This is a genomic window from Spirillospora sp. NPDC049652 (genome assembly GCF_040675125.1).
Classification (GTDB): Bacteria; Actinomycetota; Actinomycetes; order Streptosporangiales; family Streptosporangiaceae; genus Spirillospora.
Map to the genome: position 1 here is coordinate 15,432 of NZ_JBFAOF010000002.1, position 19,775 is coordinate 35,206.

Annotated in this window: 18 protein-coding genes, 1 pseudogene and 1 CRISPR repeat array; of the genes and pseudogenes, 6 read left to right on the plus strand and 13 right to left on the minus strand. The window is 70.5% G+C overall.

Annotated features, from left to right (window positions below; all coding sequences use genetic code 11):
- Positions 1-5: 5 nt before the first annotated feature.
- From cas1e to cas3, 7 genes are all read right to left on the minus strand, one after another.
- Entirely contained in the window at positions 6-977 is a 972-nt protein-coding gene (cas1e, locus tag AB0J52_RS00360) for a type I-E CRISPR-associated endonuclease Cas1e (RefSeq protein ID WP_500179372.1), read from the minus strand.
- On the minus strand, positions 974-1,618 hold the full coding sequence (gene cas6e / locus AB0J52_RS00365) for a type I-E CRISPR-associated protein Cas6/Cse3/CasE (RefSeq protein WP_500179373.1): 645 nt from the start codon (positions 1,616-1,618) through the stop codon (positions 974-976). Before cas6e ends, cas1e begins: the two co-directional genes overlap by 4 nt.
- Positions 1,615-2,430: a type I-E CRISPR-associated protein Cas5/CasD gene (gene cas5e / locus AB0J52_RS00370; RefSeq protein WP_500179374.1), complete on the minus strand. Its 816-nt coding sequence runs from the start codon at positions 2,428-2,430 to the stop codon at positions 1,615-1,617. The genes cas6e and cas5e overlap by 4 nt, the downstream gene beginning before the upstream one ends.
- Positions 2,427-3,617: a type I-E CRISPR-associated protein Cas7/Cse4/CasC gene (gene cas7e, locus AB0J52_RS00375; protein WP_500179375.1), complete on the minus strand. Its 1,191-nt coding sequence runs from the start codon at positions 3,615-3,617 to the stop codon at positions 2,427-2,429. Before cas7e ends, cas5e begins: the two co-directional genes overlap by 4 nt.
- The gene (gene casB, locus AB0J52_RS00380) at positions 3,617-4,243 is read right to left on the minus strand and encodes a type I-E CRISPR-associated protein Cse2/CasB (RefSeq protein WP_500179376.1); all 627 of its coding nucleotides are present in this window, start codon (positions 4,241-4,243) and stop codon (positions 3,617-3,619) included. The genes cas7e and casB overlap by 1 nt, the downstream gene beginning before the upstream one ends.
- 31 nt (positions 4,244-4,274) lie before the next feature.
- Positions 4,275-5,801, minus strand: a complete 1,527-nt coding sequence (casA, locus tag AB0J52_RS00385) for a type I-E CRISPR-associated protein Cse1/CasA (RefSeq protein ID WP_500179377.1) — start codon at positions 5,799-5,801, stop codon at positions 4,275-4,277.
- 178 nt (positions 5,802-5,979) lie between these two features.
- Positions 5,980-8,817 carry a CRISPR-associated helicase Cas3' gene (gene cas3 / locus AB0J52_RS00390; protein ID WP_500179378.1) on the minus strand — a complete coding sequence of 946 codons (2,838 nt, stop codon included), beginning with the start codon at positions 8,815-8,817 and terminating at the stop codon, positions 5,980-5,982.
- A gap of 164 nt (positions 8,818-8,981) precedes the next feature.
- A CRISPR array of direct repeats spans positions 8,982-9,620; the repeat unit is 29 nt; unit sequence GTTCTCTCCGCGCGAGCGGAGGTGGTCCG.
- A 149-nt stretch (positions 9,621-9,769) separates the two neighbouring features.
- Here cas3 and AB0J52_RS00395 point away from each other — a divergent pair.
- Positions 9,770-9,946: pseudogene (locus tag AB0J52_RS00395) on the plus strand (acyl-CoA thioesterase); the annotation flags it as partial.
- 296 nt (positions 9,947-10,242) lie between these two features.
- On the opposite strand, the gene AB0J52_RS00400 reads toward AB0J52_RS00395, so the two are convergent.
- Both AB0J52_RS00400 and AB0J52_RS00405 read right to left on the minus strand, forming a co-directional pair.
- Entirely contained in the window at positions 10,243-10,881 is a 639-nt protein-coding gene (locus AB0J52_RS00400) for a DUF1579 family protein (protein ID WP_500179379.1), read from the minus strand.
- Positions 10,882-11,009: 128 nt separating this feature from the next.
- A complete protein-coding gene (locus AB0J52_RS00405) occupies positions 11,010-11,414 on the minus strand; it encodes a hypothetical protein (RefSeq protein ID WP_500179380.1) in 405 nt (134 codons plus the stop codon).
- 172 nt (positions 11,415-11,586) lie between these two features.
- Between AB0J52_RS00405 and AB0J52_RS00410 the strand changes: the two genes are divergently transcribed.
- Entirely contained in the window at positions 11,587-13,482 is a 1,896-nt protein-coding gene (locus AB0J52_RS00410; protein WP_500179381.1) for a sensor histidine kinase, read from the plus strand.
- Here the strand turns inward: AB0J52_RS00410 and AB0J52_RS00415 are convergent.
- Together AB0J52_RS00415 and AB0J52_RS00420 are read right to left on the minus strand one after the other, a co-directional pair.
- The gene (locus AB0J52_RS00415) at positions 13,408-14,013 is read right to left on the minus strand and encodes a response regulator transcription factor (protein WP_500179382.1); all 606 of its coding nucleotides are present in this window, start codon (positions 14,011-14,013) and stop codon (positions 13,408-13,410) included. The genes AB0J52_RS00410 and AB0J52_RS00415 overlap by 75 nt on opposite strands.
- A 151-nt stretch (positions 14,014-14,164) precedes the next feature.
- The gene (locus AB0J52_RS00420; protein WP_500179383.1) at positions 14,165-14,707 is read right to left on the minus strand and encodes a hypothetical protein; all 543 of its coding nucleotides are present in this window, start codon (positions 14,705-14,707) and stop codon (positions 14,165-14,167) included.
- Positions 14,708-15,022: 315 nt separating this feature from the next.
- Between AB0J52_RS00420 and AB0J52_RS00425 the strand changes: the two genes are divergently transcribed.
- The 3 genes from AB0J52_RS00425 to AB0J52_RS00435 all read left to right on the plus strand — a co-directional run bounded on the left by AB0J52_RS00425 (position 15,023) and on the right by AB0J52_RS00435 (position 16,189).
- A complete protein-coding gene (locus tag AB0J52_RS00425) occupies positions 15,023-15,412 on the plus strand; it encodes a hypothetical protein (RefSeq protein WP_500179384.1) in 390 nt (129 codons plus the stop codon).
- Between the two features lie 143 nt (positions 15,413-15,555).
- Entirely contained in the window at positions 15,556-15,816 is a 261-nt protein-coding gene (locus tag AB0J52_RS00430; RefSeq protein ID WP_199486784.1) for a WhiB family transcriptional regulator, read from the plus strand.
- Positions 15,817-15,832: 16 nt separating this feature from the next.
- Complete coding sequence (locus tag AB0J52_RS00435; protein WP_500179385.1) at positions 15,833-16,189, plus strand: hypothetical protein; 357 nt, start codon at positions 15,833-15,835, stop codon at positions 16,187-16,189.
- Positions 16,190-16,419: 230 nt separating this feature from the next.
- On the opposite strand, the gene AB0J52_RS00440 is transcribed toward AB0J52_RS00435, so the two are convergent.
- Positions 16,420-17,757 (minus strand): ABC1 kinase family protein, encoded by a 1,338-nt coding sequence (locus AB0J52_RS00440; RefSeq protein WP_500179386.1) that lies wholly within the window; start codon positions 17,755-17,757, stop codon positions 16,420-16,422.
- Between the two features lie 176 nt (positions 17,758-17,933).
- Here AB0J52_RS00440 and AB0J52_RS00445 point away from each other — a divergent pair, with 176 nt between their 5' ends.
- Positions 17,934-18,728, plus strand: coding sequence for an enoyl-CoA hydratase/isomerase family protein (locus AB0J52_RS00445; protein ID WP_500179387.1), 795 nt, complete (start codon positions 17,934-17,936; stop codon positions 18,726-18,728).
- A 173-nt stretch (positions 18,729-18,901) separates the two neighbouring features.
- Here the strand turns inward: AB0J52_RS00445 and AB0J52_RS00450 are convergent, their stop codons facing one another.
- Positions 18,902-19,693 carry an SDR family oxidoreductase gene (locus AB0J52_RS00450; protein WP_500179388.1) on the minus strand — a complete coding sequence of 264 codons (792 nt, stop codon included), beginning with the start codon at positions 19,691-19,693 and terminating at the stop codon, positions 18,902-18,904.
- Between the last annotated feature and the right edge of the window lie 82 nt (positions 19,694-19,775).

Consider the following 19,775-nt stretch of genomic DNA (forward strand, 5'->3'; position numbering starts at 1 on the left):
CCATGTCAGTCTTGCCCGTAGTTGGTGCCGCCGGCGAGGCGTCCCAGGTCGGGGTCCCAGAGATCGACCAGTTCCTCGGCGGCCTCCTCGGCATCCTCTCTGCGACTGCCGTCGTCCGGGACGAGCAGGGACTGGATGTCCGCGACGAGCCGGGGCAGGAGCCGAAACAGCCGGAGGCCGTCGCGGAAGGAACGACGGGCCTCGCCTTCAGGATCTGGGACGTCGTGGAGCGCGAAGGCGAGGGGCAGGGTGAGTTCGGCTTTGTAGAGGTCGGCGATGTCGTACACGAAGGAGTGCGAGGTGCCGGTGTGGACGAAGCCGAGGCCCGGGCTGCAGCCGATGGCGTTGATGGCTGCGTGGGTGATGCCGTACAGGCAGGTGTTGGCCGCGGACAGCGCACGATTGATTGGATCTTGCGAGTCCCAGTCGTCGGGGCTGTAGGAGCGCTTGAACGGCGGGATGCCGTTCTGTTCGGCGAGAGCCCGGTAGTACGCCTTCATGCGTTGGCCCTCGTGGCCGCGCAGTTGGCTGATGGTGGCGTCTTTGGGGGCCGTGCCCCCGAACCGGTGGTTGTACATGCGGCGGGCGACGGCGGTGCGTTCGGATTCGTCGGCCCAGGCGCGGACTTGGGCCTCCAGCCAGCGGGTGGGCAGGGAGTCGGCGACGTTGGCGGCGTAGCAGCGGACGCCGGCCGCGCCGGTGCAGATCACGGTGGTGCCGTGGCGGGCGAAGGTGGCCAGGGCCCGGCTCGTGATGGACACGCCGGGCCCCAGAAGCAGGCAGCCGAGGGCGGCGGTGGGAAGCGCGATCCTGCGCTGCTCGTCGCCGACCTCGATCAGCGCTTTGACCCCTGTGTCGTCCTGGACGATGCGCGCGACGTCGATGTACAGGAACGACAACGAGTCACCGATACGGGGAAGCATCGCCGCAGTGGGTGCGGCCAGCCGCTGCCGGGCGTTGCGAGGGGGACGGCTCACCGGCGGACGGGAGCGATGGTGAGCAGCCCGCAGCCGAAGGCTTTGGCGCGGCCGATCCCAATCTGGATGTGATGGGTCAGGGCGGCCGGGTCGGTGACGGTGGCGGTGCCGTCGAAACGGGTCCGGGCATGGGTGAGCCGGCCGTGGCGGTGGCGTCCGGTGGCGTTGCTGAGTTGGCTGCTGTGGACGGTGTGCAGCGCCAGGCCGATGTTCTCGGCTTGGCGCGCCCACCACTGATCGGCCTCGGCACCGTAGAGCGGGACGACCTCCTTGGGCCGTCCGGCGGTCGTGTTCTTCCCGAGCTTGCGGGTGGCGTTGGCGATGATCCGGTAGTGGACGTTGACTCCGCTGCTGAGGCGGTTGAGCAGCGGGGTGAGGGGCTTGGCGAGTGCGGTTCCGTAGTCCGCCGGGAGCTGGGTGATGTCCGGCTTGAGGGCGCTCTGGGCCAGGACGACGGAGCCCTCAGGTGTTTCCTCAAGCCGGAAGAGCACGGCTGCCCGCTGGCGGGGGGCCGGGCCCAGTTCCTCAGGGAACAGGGCCATGACGCGCCGGTGCAGCTTGACCGCGTCGTTGAGTTCACTGAGGACGACGCGTTCGCGGAGGTTCGGGACGATCTGGGTGATCCACAGCTCTGATGTCATGGCGATGCCGGTGAGCCTTCGGTGCGGAGGTCGGTCAGGTACTCGCTCAGGCGGGTGAGGTAGTGGACGCCGAGCCCGCCACACTGGGAGGTGGGCAGGTCCAGGTGGCGTCGGTAGACAGGGCGACTGCGGTACTCGCTGCGGTTGGAGGCGAACGAGACCGGGTCGTCCTGGGCTTCGGTTGAGGTCCCCTGCTCGTCGTCCGGTGCGGCGGCCCAGACGGGCCCGGTGAGCGGGGCGTCGCTCTGAAACTCCACGCGGACGGTCGGGGTGCTGGGGCCGGTGCGCGCCAGCGGCAGGTCGATCAGCGCTGCGGTGGGGTCGCTGTCAGGGATGGCAACGAGCAGGGGCGCGTTGGGAGGGCAGGCGCGCCGTCCCAGGTAGGGCGGCCAGTGAGGCCTGACCAGCGCTTCGCCGCAGGCGTGCAGGAGTTCCGGCTCGGGAGCGGTGACCAGGACCGTGAACGCCGCGTCCTGGAGGTAGTAGCGCTCGGAGATGACGGTCCGCTTTCCGGCGCCGCGCCGCGCCCCTTCGGCCGTGATCACCGTGAGGTCGCGCGGCATGCCGCCGCCGACCGTGTGGAAGTCGCGGAGCAGGGTGCCCGGCCGGTCGATGCGGGTGGTGAAGCGCAGGGCGGCCAGTTCTCCGATCGGGGTGTCGCGGTCGCGGCCGAGAGCGGAGGCGATCAGCCCGATGAGTCCGGACCTGGTCGGGGCGCGGGAGGTGTCGCGTTGGTTGAACCGCGAGCGTTCACCCCAGGACTGCAGCGGGCCGCTGAGGTGGAGCAGCAGTCCCGTCGGGGGTCGGGTCATGCCGGCTCCTTGACGGCGCTGGGCAGGGCCGCGGCCAAGGCGCTCTCGATGAGGGCGTCGAAGGATTCGGCGCGGTTGCCGAGGCCCTGGGGGGCGAGGTCGGAGAGGGTGGCGTGGCCGCCGTAGGTCAGTCCGTTGGTTCCGAGGAGGCGCTGGACGGCGGCGGCGTAGGAGTCGAGGGCGGCGACGGAGGGCTCGCTGTGGCCGCCGAACTGGTCGGCGCGGACCGGCTTCTCGAAGGCTCCGGCGTAGGAGACGGGCCGGTCGTTGCGGACGGTCACGTGGGCCAGGTGCGGGATGGTGTGGGGGGCGGTGGAGTTCTTCTTGGCGTGCGGCAGCGACAGCAGCGCGGCCCGGAGAAGCGCGTCCGCCAGCTCGTGGGTCTCGGTCAGGGCGCCGCCGAGGTTGCGGTGCAGGTCGTGCAGGTCCAGGACGACGTAGCGGTACAGGACGCCGGCGCTGTGCTCGGCCTGCCCCATGTGGGCGCTGCCCGTGGTGTCCTGCCAGGCGGCGGTGACGTCGTCGACAGCGGAGAAGTAGTCAATCTCCACGTCGGTGCGGTGCGTGGTGAAGGAGTGCGCGACCTGGACGGCCCCGTCGACGTGCGCGCCGTCGACCTGGGCGAGCATGCGGCCGAACAGGTTGATGACGCCGTTGCGGCTGCGCAGGACAGCGTCGACGTCCGTGCCGGGGATGACGGAGTGCTTGCGGTCGAACTTGGCGGGGTCCTTGGCGTTCTCCAGGGCCTCGCGGTGCAGTTCGGCAAGGTCGGCGAGCTCGGCGATCGCCGTGTCGGGGATGTAGACCATCGCGGCGTTGAGCCAGGCGTCGGCCGGTCCGTCGTCGTCGGCGTCCTTCTTCTTCTTGGGGGCCTCGGCGCCGACGCTGCTGGCGACGGCGACGTGGCGGCCGGCCCGCTCGGCCAGGTCGTCCGGCCAGCCGTGCTGGTCGCGCAGGTGGTGGGTGAGGCGCTCGGCCAGGCGGCGGGTTCTCAGGGCGTCCTGGCCGATGCTCTGCTGGAGGTGCAGGCGCATGGCGCGTTTCCAGCACTGGCTGCTGACCCGGGTCCTCTCGGCGCCTCCCCAGGTGACGGTTTTGATCGAGTTGGTGTCGTCGCGGTTGAGGTTGGCGAAGGGGATCGCCTGGACGACGTGGAGTTCGACGAAACGGCCGTTGATGTCGGGCATCAGGACTCCTCAGAGGGGGACTGTTCGGTCGGAGAGGCGGTTCGGGCGGCGAGTTCTTCGGCCTGGAACCGGGTGCGGTAGAAGGACTGCAGCCAGTTGCGGGTGATGCGGTCGCGGTGGTCGGTCCACGACCGCAGATCGAGCAGGAGCTGGGCCCAGTCGACGGCCGTTGGGGAATCGGCCAGGACGCGTGCGGTGGAGGGCAGGTGGCGGTGAATGCCGTCGATGCTCTGCCGGGTGAGGAGGCTGAGACGCGCCTCTGCGGAGGTCTCGCGCAGGGCGCCGCGCCCGACGCCCTCGGCCAGGCAGACCCCCAGGTTGCGGGCCCGAGTCCCAGGCCGGGCGACGGAACCGCGAGCGTGGGGCGGGAGCGCGGCGATCATGGCCGCGATCGCGTAGTAGGCGCGTTCCTGATCGTCGGTGCCGCGTGGGACTCGGGCCGCGATGACCTGATGCATCCGTTTGCATTTGTCGAGCGGACGGCCCAGACCGGTGCGGAGGGCGGCTCGGTTGCCGGGCTGACTGCACAGCTGGTGGACCGTGTCCACGAACGCGCCGGCTTTCAGGTAGCGGGCTTGGTAGGGAGTCGGCGCGAGGGCCTCGGCCGAGGGCGTTTCATCAGTCATGACGTCCTGCCAAGAGGGGGAGGAGGGACGATCAGGCGGTGCGCTTGGTCTTGCGGTCTCCGCCGTAGAGCTCCAGCCGGGCACGTTCGATGGCGCGAGCGGTGCGGGTGTTGCGTGCGTAGTCCTGAGTGACTTGGTCGTAGGCCGCGGTCGCGGCGCGCAGGAAGTCGCGCCAGGCATCCTCGGCGAAGTCCTGGCGCTGCAGGCGGCTCCAGAACAGCTCTTCGGCAGCCGGCCAGTACGCGGCGGCCGCGTGCTCGGCCCAGGCGCAGGGACCGAGTTTGCCGTCGGTCACCGACGCCCACGCGCGTTTGGCGGCGTACTCCAGCCGCTGCCCGTAGATCTCCCCGGATGTGCGCAGGTCACCGATGCGCCGCGCGATGCGGGGCGCGTACTCGCTGACGCGGAACAGCAGCGGAGGAGTGACGGCCGAGACGAACTGGATGTCCTTGGTCTTGCCGTCCTGCTCGAACCCCAACGCCCGGACGGCGAACGCGCCGAGGTCGTCCAGGTCGTTGAACACCTCGGGACGGCGGGGCTGCGAGCTCGCAGTGTTGTCGAGTTGGAGGAGACCGTCCAGGTCACGCCACAGGGCACGGCCGGAGGACGCTGGCCGGGCGTACAGGTTCCCCTGTTGGCTCAGCTGGTGAATGACGTATGCGTCGCCGGTGCCGGGCTGCTTGGCGCGCTTGCCCCAGGTGATGTACGCGTCGACCACATGGTCGCCGGTGTCATCAGGAACGAGGAGGAGAGCGTGCTGCCAGCCGCCTGTCAGGCGGGAGCAGGGACCGGGATAGGGGAGAGGCTGCCTCGGCGGGGCCAACGGGTCGGTTAGATCCGACACCTCCCACGGGCACGGATCGTCCTCTCGGCGGAGACCTCGCGGGGGCGGCGTCAGCCCCGCCAGCAAGGTCTCCAGGAGGGCGGATCCCTCGGGGTGGTAGGAGAGGCTGCCGCGCAAGGGGCCAGCGGAAACGTCGGCCGCCTTGGTGTCCAGGTGGGTGCGGGACGCGCATCGTCCGGACGGCCCGTAGTAGAGCCAGATCAGCATGGCGGCCGCGGCTTCGGCGCTCGGTAGCGGCTCAGGGGTCGCGTCCCAATGATGGGTGAACCAGACGCTGTTGTTGCCGGCGGGACGGCCGATCGCGAGCTTGTTGACGCCTGCGCTCTTCGGGGAGACGGCAGGGTCGGCCAAACGGGGATCCTGCAGGAACGGCCGCTCCGCATCGAAGAGGTCGAAGCGGCCGGGCAGCGAGTCGAAGTAGCGATCTACCGCGTCGGAGTCCAGGGGCTCGCCGAAGAGGTCCTCGCGGCGTTCGTCCCAATCGGTTCCGTCGAGGTCCTCGTCCAGGCCGGTAATGCGAGCGGTCAGCGCGTACAGCAGCCGGTACAGCGCCGACAACGCCGCCGGCGGGGTCACGGTGAGCGCTTCGATCTCGTGCGCGTGGATCAGTAGATCCCTGAGGCCCACCTGGGTTGGTCGGTCGGCGCCGGGAGTCTTCCAACGCACAGGCGCCCAGGGACGGAGAGCCAGGTCGAAACTGGCTGGACGGTGCATGACAGAGCGCCCTTCATCAAGGTGAAAACGCGGTTCTGTAGGCTCTTCGTGTTCCTCGCCTCAGCGAGGGTGTGCCGTGGTGCTAGGTCAGAGAACAACGGCCGTTGCTGTTATCCCTGCGAAGGCGGGGGAGGGAACTCAGCGTGAGTTCCTCGATGCCGAATGTATGCAACTGGTGTTAGGTAAGGCCGAAGCTTTCTGAGTATTGAGCGGTCTCTGTCCGTATGCGGCCACACCACTGTCCGTCAGCGGAACGGCGCATCGGCAGCAACGCCCAGTCCCGCAGCACGGGGTTATCGACCCACGCAGGCGGTGATTCCAGCAGGTCAGTGCCCTCGCCAAGCCAGCTGTCGCGGACGGGGATCATGTGTTCGGCTATCAACTGCGCCTGAGTTCTCGTCACCTTGGCTTCCCCACCCCACCCAGGCACTGGGACGCATCCCTGCTCATCGAGCGTCCAGTGCCCGCCGCCCTGGTCGTAGACGCACACCAGGCGAGCGGAATTCGCACCAAGCCGCGTCGCGACCAGCGCTTCGTCCACTGGGACCTTGGTCTCGCTGAGCCGCCGCAAGTCATGAAGGCCCCGCTCGAACGGCGGGATGATGCCTACCAGGTCAACCATCTGTTGATGGGCTGCCTGCTCGGCAAGCCGTTCAGAGTCCGCGCGACTGACGGCGGACGTGGACGCCGCACTCATCGCGACAGCCTGGGCGAAGTCCTCGGCATAGACGGCGTCCACGAGCCGCTGCACGTCACCGGGGACATCGACCGGATCCGTGCCGAGTTCCCGAAGTAGCAGATGCGTGCGGCGCAACAGGGACTCGCTGTACACCGTCCCCCACTCGGCCGGAACCGAGAAGCTTCCGTCAGCTTTCACCGGATCCAGCACCACGACACGCGGCTCAACTCCTGCCCAGGCCGGCCGCCGGTCACGATGGAGATCATGGTCGCGATCACGATGTCGCTGACACCGGCCGGCGCGTTGCAGCAGCAGCGCCATCGGAGCGAGGTCGGTGATCAGAAGGTCGAAGTCGAGATCGAGGGACTGCTCGACGATCTGCGTGGACACCAGGACGGTCCTCGGGCGTGGGCCGTCCTTCCCGAAATCCGCCTCACAGCCGCTGATGACAGCAGCACGGTCGGCCGTTCGGAAACGAGAATGCAGCAGCTTCAGCTCCGGCGGCTCACGGCCCTCGCGCCGCAACGTGCTGAACCACTCGGCCAAGGCCAGATAAGTGTCCTGCGCCTCGGCGACCGTGGTGCAGCACACCAGCACGCATCCGCGGTCGTCGGCCACCAAAGGGCCAAGTAGCTCCTTGACGACGCTGATCCGGTGGCCAGCCCGGTTGGAATCGGGTCCCCGGAGCACCGGACGGACATCGAACCGCAGCTTTCGCTCGCGCTCACTGCGCACCGAGCGCGGTTCATGCACAATCCCCGTTGTCGCGTCCGCGAAGACCCACCCGGGGTAGCAGGGCTGAAGAGCGTCCGCCGGTGCGGGATGCCCCGCTCCCCTCATGTAGGCGTCGACCAACGAGCGCGCAGATTCTCCCGTGAGCGTGGCCGACAGCAGAACAACCGGTGCCTGCAGTGCCCCGAGCCACTCCAACAGGCGAACCAGCAACGCGTGCATCCACGCGTCATAGGAATGCGCCTCGTCGACGACGATGACCTTGCTCGCCAGCGCCAGCAGGCGGAGGACGCCGTACCTCACCGGAAGTACGCCCGTGAGGCTCTGATCGATGGTGAACGTACTGAGCGGCGCGAGCAGCCCACGCCGGTTGCCGCGCAACCACTGGGCTGCCTCAACCAAAGTGGTGGGCTCGGTGACGACGTCGTCTCCGCCGGCCGCTGAAGCGGCGGCATCCTTGGCAGTCTCCGAGGTCAACCACGCCATGCTATGGACGCGGGTCAGCGCCGCGTCCTGCTCCAGAGCACGCTTGCCGAACTGCTCCACCCGGCGATGAATCGCATCGGTGGTCGCCATCGTCGGCAAGGAGAACCCCATCCCGCCAACCCCCCACGCGCGAGCCAACACGCCCGCTGCGTACAGCGCCACCTCGGTCTTCCCATCCCCGGGGGGAGCCGTCACCAGCAGCAGCCCAGGCCCGCGGACGAGCTGGGGCAGCTCACGCACGATTGAGTCCTGAAGGGTGTTCGGCGCGAACCCGAAGAGCTCGGCGAACGGCAGGTCCCGGAAAACAGCCTGTCCGAGGCCAGCCTCACGCACGACCCGAGGGGCGTCCGCCACGGCCCGCGCCCAGTGCGCGTCCAGCTCCGCATCTGAAGCCGCCCACCCCGGACCCGGCATCCGCGCCCGGATGAACGACTCCTGGCTGGCCAACCAGTCGGCAACGATCACCAGTCCAGTGACCAAGACAGCGACCGGCGGTGAAAGGCGCGTGGCCAAGGGGTCCGTAGCTCCGGTCAGGCGCTGCAGAGCGGCCACGTGGGCCCGACACTGCTCCTCCCAAGTGCCCGCACCGATGCCTTCACGTGCCCCACGCGGATCACGCAGCTCCTGACGCTTCAAGGCCGGGCAGTACCGGCCATGGTGTCCACCGAGCATCTGAGCGATCTGATGAGCAACATCCCGCCGAGCAGACTCAGCCGCTGGATAGCCCAGCTCACGAAGTGCCGTCACCAGGACCCAGTGGCTGATCTCGTTGTGTGCCAGCCCCTTCGCGGGCGCATCACGCCCAAACTCCGGAGACTCACTGACCAGGTCCTTGTAGAGGTCGTCCACGAGAACCTGGAAGGAAGGAGAGATCTTCCCGATGTCGTGCAGGCCAGCCCAGAAGCCGACAAGCCTCCTCGCGTCCTTGTGGGAGCCGCTGCCGAAGTCTGCAGTTTTCAGCGCAGGCGTTCCAGGCAGCCAGGCGTCCCATAACGCCCCAGCGATCGCCGCCGTGTCGATGAGATGACAAACGACCGGATACGGCCCTGGAAGCCCCGCCCGCTTGCCCCATAGGCGACCGTCAACCCCCGCTGTCCACGCGGGATCTTGCTCAGGCATGAGCTCCTCCGAGCCTCACACGACTGGGAGCGACCACCACATCACGCACCACCGACAATTCCGCTGCGGCGACCCGTAGGCTGCCTGGGTGACCGATCACGGCAAGCCGAGGAAGAGTATGTTGCAGAACGGTAACGAGCCCTAATCGCCGCAGGTCGCGAAGTGTTCTCTCCGCGCGAGCGGAGGTGGTCCGACGGAATTGAACCCGCTCCTCTTTCTGGTCTTGTTCTCTCCGCGCGAGCGGAGGTGGTCCGCACCAGGCGATGAAGAGGGCGCACCAGGGCGCGTTCTCTCCGCGCGAGCGGAGGTGGTCCGGATCGCCATCAGGTCACCTCGGTCTGGACGGCGTTCTCTCCGCGCGAGCGGAGGTGGTCCGTCTCCGACCCTTCCCGAGAATGTCACTCGGCTGTTCTCTCCGCGCGAGCGGAGGTGGTCCGCGCACGGACGGTAAACAGCCCGCCATGCGTCTGTTCTCTCCGCGCGAGCGGAGGTGGTCCGTGCTCCGAGGCGAGCTTGGACCGGGCGCCGCCGTTCTCTCCGCGCGAGCGGAGGTGGTCCGTGAGGATCAGACGCATGCATCCCGAACCCGGTGTTCTCTCCGCGCGAGCGGAGGTGGTCCGACCATCGCCCTGTGCCTGCGCGGCGACCTTCAGTTTTCTCCGCGCGAGCGGAGGTGGTCCGCGGGCGATCGAGTCCCTCATCAAGGGCGGCGCGTTCTCTCCGCGCGAGCGGAGGTGGTCCGCCCAGGGGCGGCCCGCCCGTGAGGACCTGGTGGTTCTCTCCGCGCGAGCGGAGGCAGGGCGGGGCTTTGGGCCTGAAACGCGACAAGGCCGGTCCCCCGACGAGCGGGTGACCGGCCTTGGTTTGTGCGTATGGTGTGCCGATCGTGGCACGTTGCAGGCAGAGCGGCACATATGTGCAGGTCATCGTGGATATTGGTGATCAAGTAGGTGATCACGCCATGTGGTTCCACAAGCCCTTCAGAACCGACGACTGGCTCCTCTACTACCAGGAGACCCCCTTCGCCGGCGGCGCCAGAGGCCTGGCCCGAGGCCAGATCTTCACCCGAGACGGCGACCTCGTAGCCTCCGTCATGCAAGAGGGCCTCGTCCGCGTAACCGACTCCTGACCCGCAACAACTCGTTCCGAGGGCTGAGTTCGGCGCGTCGGCCGAAGCCGCCATCCGATGGCCGGCCGCCGGACTCAGCGCGTGCGCATCCGCAGTCGTCCGACGGCAGCCGTCATCGCGCAATACCGTGCTTCATCCGCGACTTCGACCCCGGCCCGGAGTTACCGCTGCTCTCGTTTCTTGGAGCTTGCGCCTTCCACACCTGGTCGTATCGGTGCCCCACTCGCTCCACCGGCACGTTGCGTGCTCTTTCGGGCAGCGGGGTGCTGAGTCCGGCCGATGCCCTTCCGGGTCTCCTACCTGATCTTCCGTGTGTAGACGACGCGGTCGGCGAGCCGTTCCTTTTGCCCGGGCGGGGTGAAGTAGAGGTCGAAGGTGGGATGGCCGTTCCGCGCGAGGGTGATGACGGTGCGCATGGGGATCGTCTTGCCGAAGTAGCGGGGGCCGAGCAGGCCGGGATCGGTGAACTCGCCGGGAATGGAGAGCACGGACGGCTTTCCGGCGACCGGGGCGCCTCTGTAGGTCATCGCGACAGGGGTGACGCTGTCGAACGTCGTCCATTCGTAGCGGCGGTCGATGTTGGAGAAGCCGAGGACGCCGAGCCGGTAGTAGTGGTTTCCGGCGAGTGTCCCTTCGGTCCTCTCCTCCAGGAAGCGTCCGCCGGTCTTCTCGATCCAGCGCACCTTGACGGTGATGTCGCGGGAGACGACCGGCTTCCCGCCGCCCAGGAGGTAGTTGGTCTTGACCGCCTTCCAGGTCCCGACCAGCGGATCGAGGCGACGGTGGTGGGGGCCGGGGTCGAGGATGCCGGTCGGGGCCGCGGCGGCGTCCGGCCGGGGCGAGGTGGGCGATGCCTGGACGGACGCGCCCGCCGCACCGGCCAGCGCGGCGACGAGGACGGTCGCGGCGACCGGAACGGACAGTTTCTTGATCATTATCTGTACTCCATAACGGGTTGTTCGAAGGACGACCACGGGGAACGGCACGTCCCCGGGATCACGGTCGAGGGGCGGGTCAGCGGAACGACTCCGCGAGGGCGGCGCGCCACATCGGGGAACGGCCCCTAGAGTTCTGCGGCGAGGCCGGCCGCCAGTGCGACGAGGGCGGCAGCGATCGCGAGCGCGCCGGTGCGGGTCAGCGCCGTCCCGGCGGAGCGCTCGCCCGCCCGGCCGATCCCGAGGTGCAGGAAGAACCCGCCGGACTGGGCCACCACGCCGCCGAGCAGAACCGTGCCGAACGTCCATTCCAGGCCGTCGGAGTACCGGGCGCGCGGCAGGTAGAGGAAGTAGGCCAGCGTCAGCACCAGCAGGACGCCGGCGTGCGCGTGCCCGGCGCGGAAGAAGCGTTCGCGCAGCTCACCCAGCCTGTCGCGGTCCGTGGTGACGAACTTCAGCAGCGCGTGGCCACCGAACTCCACCGTGACGACGGCCAGGAGCGACACGACCGGCAGTACCTCGACGGGCTCCATCAGGCGCCGCCCGCCACGGGTGGTGTGTCCGTTCCCATTTGCGCATCCCTTCAGCGAGTGTCCGGTCGCGGCGGCGACCGCGAGAAGGGATGCTCGCAGCGGGCCCGATGGACCCGATAGTGTCCGCTGTCACCGGCTGGATATGCATTTGTCACGGTCTCGGGGGACGCTCGTGGAACGGTCTTCCGACGCCCCGTCGCCGTGGCCGGTCTGCGGAATGCTGTGGGCGTCCCTCGGCATCCTGTTCGCCACGCGCGCCGCGGCAGGGTTCGACAACGGCTGGGGACCGCCCGGCGTGCTTCTCGCCACCACCTCGTATCCGCCGCTGATCGCGCTCCTGGCGCTGCGTCGCGGCCCCGCCGTCCGCTACGCGCTGCTGGCCTGCCTGGTGCTGCTCTACCTCGTGCCGTTCCCGGTGCTCGGATGGCAGTGGGAATGGGCGCCGTGGACGGTCGCCGCCGGCGTCCTCTGCGGGCTCCCGACGCGCTGGGCCTGGCCCACGTTCACGCTGGTCGTGGCCGCGACCGGGCTGCGCGCGCTGCTCGGCGGCGGGGCCGCGGAGGCCGCCTTCCGCATGATCGTCGTGGCGGACGACGGGCTCGTCGTGTTCGGTGTGGCCGCGCTGGTAGGAACCGTCGTGCGGCTGTCCGCCGCCCGGGAGGAACTGGCCCGGCTCGCGCTGGCGCGCGAGCGCCTGCGGCTGGACGGCGAGCTGCGGGACGTGCTGGGCGGCAGGCTCCAGGCGATCGCGTTCCGGATGCGCAGGGCGGTCCGGGAGGACGCCCCGCCGGCCCGGCAGGACATTCGCGAGGCGACGGAGCTCGCCCGCCGCACGCTGGCCGACCTCCGGGCCAGGGCCGCCGCCTACCGCGCCGGACCCCTTCCCGGGAACCCGACGCCGGTCGGGTCACCGCGCCTGGCCCGGCGCGTGCTGCTCGCCGTGCTGATCATCCAGTGCGTCCTCGTCCTGACGAACATCCTCGTCTACGAGGACCTCGGACTCAGCCGTATCGGACCGCTGAAGCTCACCCTCGCGGTGGTCGGCCTGGTCGCGGTCGTCATCCTGCAGTTGCTGCCGCAGTCCCGCGCCGTCTTCCTGGCGCAGGCACTGCTGCTCGTGCTGCCGATCTTCGCCGTCCACCTCACGTGGGACCGGCTGCTGAGCTTCCTCACCGGCTCGATCCTGCTCCGGGTGCGCCGTCCGTACTCGTGGGCGCTCGTCGGCGTCGTGCTGGCCGCCCATCTGGCGCTGCTCCGCCACGAGGAGGCGGAGTCCCTGCCCAACAACCTCGCGGCCATCGGCGGCCATGTGACGCTCATGTGGCTGGTGTACGCGCTCGGCCGCCTCGACGCGCTGGCGGCCGTGCTCGAACGGGCCCGCCACGACCTCGCCGAGACGGCGGTCCGGCGGGAACGCACCCGGATCGCCCGCGACCTGCACGACGTCCTCGGCTACAGCCTCTCGGCCGTCGCGCTCAAGGGCGAGCTCGCCGAACGCCTCCTCGACACCGCGCCGGAGCGGGCCGGGGCCGAGCTCGCCTCGCTCGGGCCGATGGCCGAACGGGCGATCGCCGAACTGGACGCCATCGTCGTCGACCGTGTGGAGCTCACCCTGACGGCCGAGATCGACGCGGTCCGCCGGATGCTGGAGTTCGCCGGTGTCGAGACGATCGTGGACGTGGGATCCCGGCCGCCGTCCGCCCGGATCGACACCGCTCTGGCCGTCGTCCTCCGCGAGAGCGTCACCAACGTGCTCCGCCACAGCCAGGCCGGAACCTGCGAGATCACCATCTCGGAGAGCGAGGGCGCCGTCCGGCTCCGCGTCCGCAACGACGGCGCGGTCACCCCGGGGCGGACGGGCGGCGCGCGGAACATGCCGACGGCCGCCGCGGGACCGGGCTCCGGACTCGCCAACCTGGCACAGCGCACCGGTGGACGGCTCACGGCCGGGCACCGTCCCGGCGACCGGTTCGAGGTGGTCGCCGAGTTCCGCTCAGATCCAGTCGGACTCCGTCGCGATCCGGATGGCGTCGACCCGGTTCCGAGCGCCCAGCTTGGCGACCGCTGAGCTCAGGTAGTTCCGGACGGTGCCGTAGGTGAGGAAGAGCCGCTCGGCGATCTGCGCCGGATGGGCGCCGGTCGCCGACATGCGCAGCACCTCGGTCTCCCGCTGGGTCAGCGGGCTCTCGGGCGCCTGGAGCGCGGCGAGGGCCAGCGCCTGGTCCACCACGCGGCCGCCGGCGGCGACCGTCCGGATCGCGGCGACGAGGTCCGTCTGGCGGATGTCCTTGGCGACGAACGCGTCCACGTGCGCGCCGAGCGCCTTGCGCAGCGTGCCCGGCTTGGTGATCGCCGTCAGGATGACCACGCGGCACCCGGGCGCCCGCGCCCGCAGTTCGGCCGCCGCCGAGATGCCGTCCTGCCCGGGCAGCCCGACGTCGATCACGGCCACGTCCACCCGGTGCTCCAGCGCGGCGGGCACGATGTCCTCGCCCGCCGCCACCTCGGCCACCACCTCGAGGTCGCTCTCCAGCGACAGCAACCCGGCGAGCGCCTCGCGGAGAAGGGTCATATCCTCCGCGATGAGAACTCTGATCACGCCGTCTCCGAGCAGCCACCCCGTCCGCCGGGCGCGGCCGGTACGCGTCACGCAGGATAGCCGCGCGCACCGCCCGGAGGCGCGGGAGCGGGGTGGCGGCTGACCTCGCCGCCGGTCCACGCCGGGGCGGTTCGTGTTCTCGGTGGACGTGTCAGAGGTTCTCGAACAGAAGGTCGTAGGTCGCTTCGTAGACGCCGTGGGCGTCGTCGTGGCGGACCTTGGGCCGGTAGTCGGGGGCCGTGCGCTTGATGGCGGCGCGGAGGCGTTCGATGAGCAGGTCGTCCGGCGGCGGGGTGATGCCGAGCAGGGTGAGGAGTTCGGTGCGGTAGGCGGGGAACTCCGGGTCGTCGTCGGTCCACGACTCCTCCGCCTCCTCGGCCGAGCCGCCGTAGTCGAGGTCCCGCCAGTACGGCAGGGCGGCGAGGAGCGTGACGGCCTCGGTGAGGTCGGCGGCGATGAGGGACGCCCCGCCCTCGGAGTCGGCGTAGAGGACGGGGCCGTCCATCCCCCCGCAGAGGAAGTAGGTGCCGCCCGCGCCGTCACCGGCGACCGGTGTCAGGGACATGCCGGATTCGAGGTAGACCGCTTCCACCGGATCGCGGCGCCGGACGTCGAAGTCACAGGGATAGGTGAGCAGGTCGGCGATGTCCTGGTCGCCCTCGATCCGCCGGAGCAGGGCCTCGTTGTCAGCCATGGCGCACATCCTGCCGGGCGCCGCCGACAGTCGGGCGTCCTCCGGGAAGGCGGCCGGTCACGGCCTGGCCGGATGCGGCGGTTCCATGATCACCGGGCGGGGTCCGGGAGTAGGCTGTGCACAGCGGCGGGCGATCGCTCCGACGCGCGGGAAGCGGTGCGGGTTCCGGTGAGACGGGCCACAAAACCGCAGGTCAAAAATATCTTGCTGATTTCCCGCGGAGCGCCGTACGCTCGTGACGAACATTCAGAAGTCGAACGACTGGATCTTGGTCCGGCGGTCGGCACGAGAGCCAGGAAGGTGGTGTGCGGTCCGGTGAGCAACACGATCTCGATGCAGAACGCGTGGCAGAGCGGGATTGCCGCCTGCCCGGCGTTCTCGGCCGCCTATGCCGGCCCCTCCGCCATGTCCGCCCGCACCGGGATTCTCGGTGACGCGGCGAAATACGGCGGCGGCGTCCAGCGGAAGACCGAGCGGTTCCTGACCGACCTCGACGGCTTCGGCCTGTTCGGGGACGGCGTGCGACTGCGCGGTCTGATGCAGCAGGTGTCCCGTGATGAGCAGGGGCGCAGTGTCTTCGCAGCCGCCATGGCGGAACTCGCGGAAGGCGCAAAGCGCACCGCCCCGGCCACGACCCACGTGAACGTCACCTCCCCGGAGGGCGACGAGTCGGGTCCGTACCCCCGGAGGCCACGACCGGTCTAGAACCAGACCGGCGAGCCCCCGGGCCGCGGATTCCGACACCGGAATCCGCGGCCTTTCTCTTTGTCCAGACAGACCCGACGACACGAACCCGTTGAGATCCAACGAGAGGAACAAGGGTGACCGTGATGCAGGGGGCTCTCGCGATGAGCGACGAGGACCTGACTCTGCCCTGCCGGACCGACCCGGAGCTCTTCTTCGCCGAGGCACCCGCCGACGTCGAGCTCGCCAAGGCGCTCTGCCTGGAGTGCCCGCTCCGCCGCGAGTGCCTCGCCGGAGCGCTCGAGCGCAAGGAGCCCTGGGGCGTGTGGGGAGGCGAGCTGTTCGTTCGCGGCGTCGTCGTCCCGCGCAAGCGGCCGCGCGGCCGTCCCCGCAAGCACCCGCTTCCGGACCAGGTGACCGCGTGATCCGGCGATGACCCCGATGCCGACCCTTCACATCGAGGCACAGGGCGGCGCGACCGTCGCGTCGCGCCGCCCCGTCCCCCAGGAGACCCAGATGAACTTGCTCAGCCAGGACCTTTCGCGGGCGCGAATACCGGTAGGGGCGGACGCGGCGGACGCCGCCGGACTCCGCGCGGCCGACGCCGCCGGACTCCGCGCGGCCGACGCCGCGGAACTCGCCGCGGTCGATGCCGTGGACCCGCGTGCGGCCGATGTCGTGGAACTGCGCGCGGCCCGGGTGCGGGCGCTGCGCCGGGCTCGGCGTGAGGCGCAGTTCCGCGCGGCGCGCGTGAGCCGGGCGCTGCTCGCCCCGTCCCCGCGCCGTCCGCTCGACTGACCGGACGAGCGGCCGCCGCGCCCGCGACCGCCCGCGCGGGACGGCGGCCCCCACCAGCCACGCCGACTCGGTAGCAGGCCCGGTTCGTTCTTTCTTGGATGGTTTGACGAATCAGCGTGCCTCCCGATGCGGCCGCCGCGCGTCCGGCTCTCCCTCTCGTTGGCCGGACGCGAAGAACGGGGCCGCGCACTTCATCGGTGCGCGGCCCCGTTCGCCTGTCTCGGACGGCGTCAGCCGACGGGGTCGGCCGCGTCCTCCTGCTCGTCGGCGAAGCCGGAGACCCAGCGGAGGGACTCGGCGCGGGCGGGGATCTCGCATTCGAGCTGGCAGAGGACGCCCGTCCCCGCGGACAGGACGCGGTGGACGATCACGTACTCCGGCGGCAGGTTCAGCTGCCGGACGACGTTGGTCGGACGCAGGTCGGTGACGCGGGCGGCCATGTCGCGCAGCCACTCGCGGTTGAACTTGAAGGTCTCGGTGACGAACGGCTCGGTGATGGGGGCGAGGAACGCCTCCAGCCCCTCGATGTCGATCTCGACGCCCTCGCGGATGAAGTCCTCGTCGCGGAGCGCGGCCTCGATCTCGTCGATGTCGTCCAGCGTGCCGATCCGGAGCAGCCGTCCCATCCGGTACTGGAACTCCTCGGGGATGCGGTCCACCGCGCCGAAGTCGAGGACGCCGAGGCGGCCGTCCGGGAGCAGCCGGAAGTTCCCGGGGTGCGGGTCGCCGTGCAGCAGCCCGCAGCGCTTCGGCCCGGACAGCAGGAACCGGCAGTACAGCAGCGCCGCGTGGTCCCGGGTCTCCTGGTCGCCCTCGCTGATGATCTTCGACAGCGGGGTGCCGTCGATCCACTCGGTGACCAGGACGTCGCCCGCCTGCGCGACGACCTCGGGGATGTAGAAGTCCGGGTCGTCCGCGGGGAACCCCTCGCGCATGATCGTCTGGGACTCGGCCTCGATGGTGTAGTCGAGCTCCTCGACCACCCGCTCCTTGAGCTCGGCGAGCATCGACTTGACGTCCAGGCCGGGCATGAGCGCGCCGAACAGCCGGCCGAGCCGGGCGAGCTGGTTGAAGTCGCTGATCAGAGCCTTGCCCGCGCCCGGGTACTGGACCTTGACGGCGACGTCCCGGCCGTCCTCCCAGACGGCCCGGTGCACCTGCCCGATGGACGCGGCGGCGGCCGGCCGGTCGTCGAACTCCTGGAACCGGTCGCGCCAGTCCGCGCCGAGCGCCTCGGCCAGCACCTTGTGGACGGCCGAGGCGGGCAGCGGCGGAGCGGCCTCCTGCAGCTTGGTCAGGGTGGCCCGGTAGGGGCCGGCGATCTCCGGCGGGAGCGCCGCCTCGAAGATCGACAGCATCTGGCCGAGCTTCATCGCGCCGCCCTTGAGCTCGCCGAGCACCTTGAACAGCTGCTCGGCGGTGCGCTGCTGGATCTCCACGGCCACCGCCTCGGCGGACCTGCCGAACGTGCGTTTCCCGACGCCCAGAGCGGTGCGCCCGGCGAATCCGAGCGGGAGGGACGCCAGCTTTGCGGACCGCGTCACCGCGCGGCGGGGAAGATCGCTCACGGCGTCCATTGTCGGGGACGGTGGGTCGTTCACGCCACAACGATCTGTGATAAAGCAGCCGGCCGGAACCAGCCGCACCTTGACTACCAGCCAGAACGTGGTAAGTGTGCGCTTTCTCACCCCTCGGGCACGCGGTCGCCGGGGCCCGCCGGAGCCCCGGCGGTACGGTTTCGGCCATGGCTGAAGATCACGTCCTGCTGGTGGACCGCCGCCCGGACGGCGTCGCCGTCCTCACCCTGAACGACCCGGCCCGGCGCAACGCGATGTCGGACGAGATGACCGCGGCCTGGAAGGACGCGCTCACCGCGCTGCGCGCCGACACCGGCCTGCGCTGCGTCGTCGTGACCGGCGCGGGAACCGCGTTCACCTCGGGCGGCGTGCTGTCCTGGCTGGCCGACACCAACGCGGCCGAGCTGCCCGAGCTGCGCACCCGGATGACCGACTACTACCGGACCTGGCTGATGATCAGGGACCTGGAGGTCCCGACGATCGCGGCCGTCAACGGTCACGCCGTCGGGGCCGGGCTCTGCCTCGCGCTCGCCTGCGACCTGCGCTACGCCGCCGCCGACGCCAAGCTCCTCGCCCCCTTCACCGCCCTCGGCCTGCACCCCGGCATGGCCGCGACCTGGCTGCTGCCCGAGGTAGCGGGCCTGCCGCTCGCCCGCGAGATGCTGCTCACCGGACGCGTCCTCACCGGCGCCGAGGCCGCGGCGAACGGCCTGGTCAACCGGGCCGTCCCGCGCGAGGACGTCATGGCAGAGGCGCTCGCCGCCGCCGGCCGCGTCGCCGCGCAGGCCCCCGTCGCCACCCGTCTCACCAAGACCGCCCTCGCCAACGGCGGCCACCCCGACATGGCGACCGCGCTCCGCTGGGAGGCCCTCGCCCAGCCCGTCACGATGACCACCGCCGACATGCTGGAGGGCCTCACCGCCCAGCGCGAGAAGCGCCCCCCGAAGTTCACCGGCCGCTGACCGGCCGCCGGGCGGCCCCGGCCGTCCCGCCGCACGTCCGTCCGTCCGGCCGGTCCGCAACCGGGCGGTCAGTGGTCGGATGTACGGCAGGCGAGCGGTCACCGCGTGGACGGTCGTCGGGTCGGCGGTCGCCGGGTGGGTGGTCGGCAGGCGTCTGGGCGGCGGGTGGGTGGTCAGCGGGTGGCCCGCTCGGTCTCGGGGCGCGCGGAGACGTGCTCGGCGAGGTAGTCCTCCCAGGTCCGGGTGCCCCGGATCGCGCCCTCGCGGGCGAGGTTGAGTCTCTGGCGGTAGGCGCGGCCGATCTTGCCCGGCATCGGGACGGGCAGCATCGGACGGCGCTTGCCCGCCGCCGCGAGATAGCCGGCGAGCAGCTCGGGGAGGGGGCGGTCGGCCGGTCCGGCGAGGTCGGGGACGAGCCCGGCGGGCTCGCCGAGGGTGAGCTCGGCCAGCCGGGCGGCGACGTCCCGCTCGTCCACGGGCTGGAAGGTGAGGGCGCCCGGGGCCGGGACGACCGGCATCTTCGCCATCTTCTCCGCGATGCCGAGGACCAGCTTGTGGAACTGGGCGGGACGGAGCGTCGTCCACGGCACGCCCGAATCGGCGACGGCCCGCTCGGACGCGAGCTTCGTGCGCAGCCACGCCACCGGGACCTCGTCGACCCCGGTGACCGAGACGTACACCAGGTGCCGCGCGCCCGTGCGCTTCGCGGCGTCCGCGAGGTTGCGGGTCGCGACGTCGTCGCCCTTCGGGCCGCCCGCCAGGTGGACGACCGTCTCCGCGCCGGCGACGGCCTCGTCGACGCCCTCGCCCTTGAGCAGGTCGCAGGCCACGAACTCGACGCCGTCCGCGGCCGGACGGGTGTGCCGGGAGAGGACCCGGACCGGGTGCCCCGCCTCCCGCAGCAGCGGGACCAGCAGGGAGCCCAGCGTCCCGGTGCCTCCAGTGACCAGAATCGGTGCCGTCATCACTCACTCCGTTCCGAGGGGACGGTGGCGCTGCGCCACCTCTATCCGGATGACGGACCGCCCGCCGCGGATGTGACAGCGT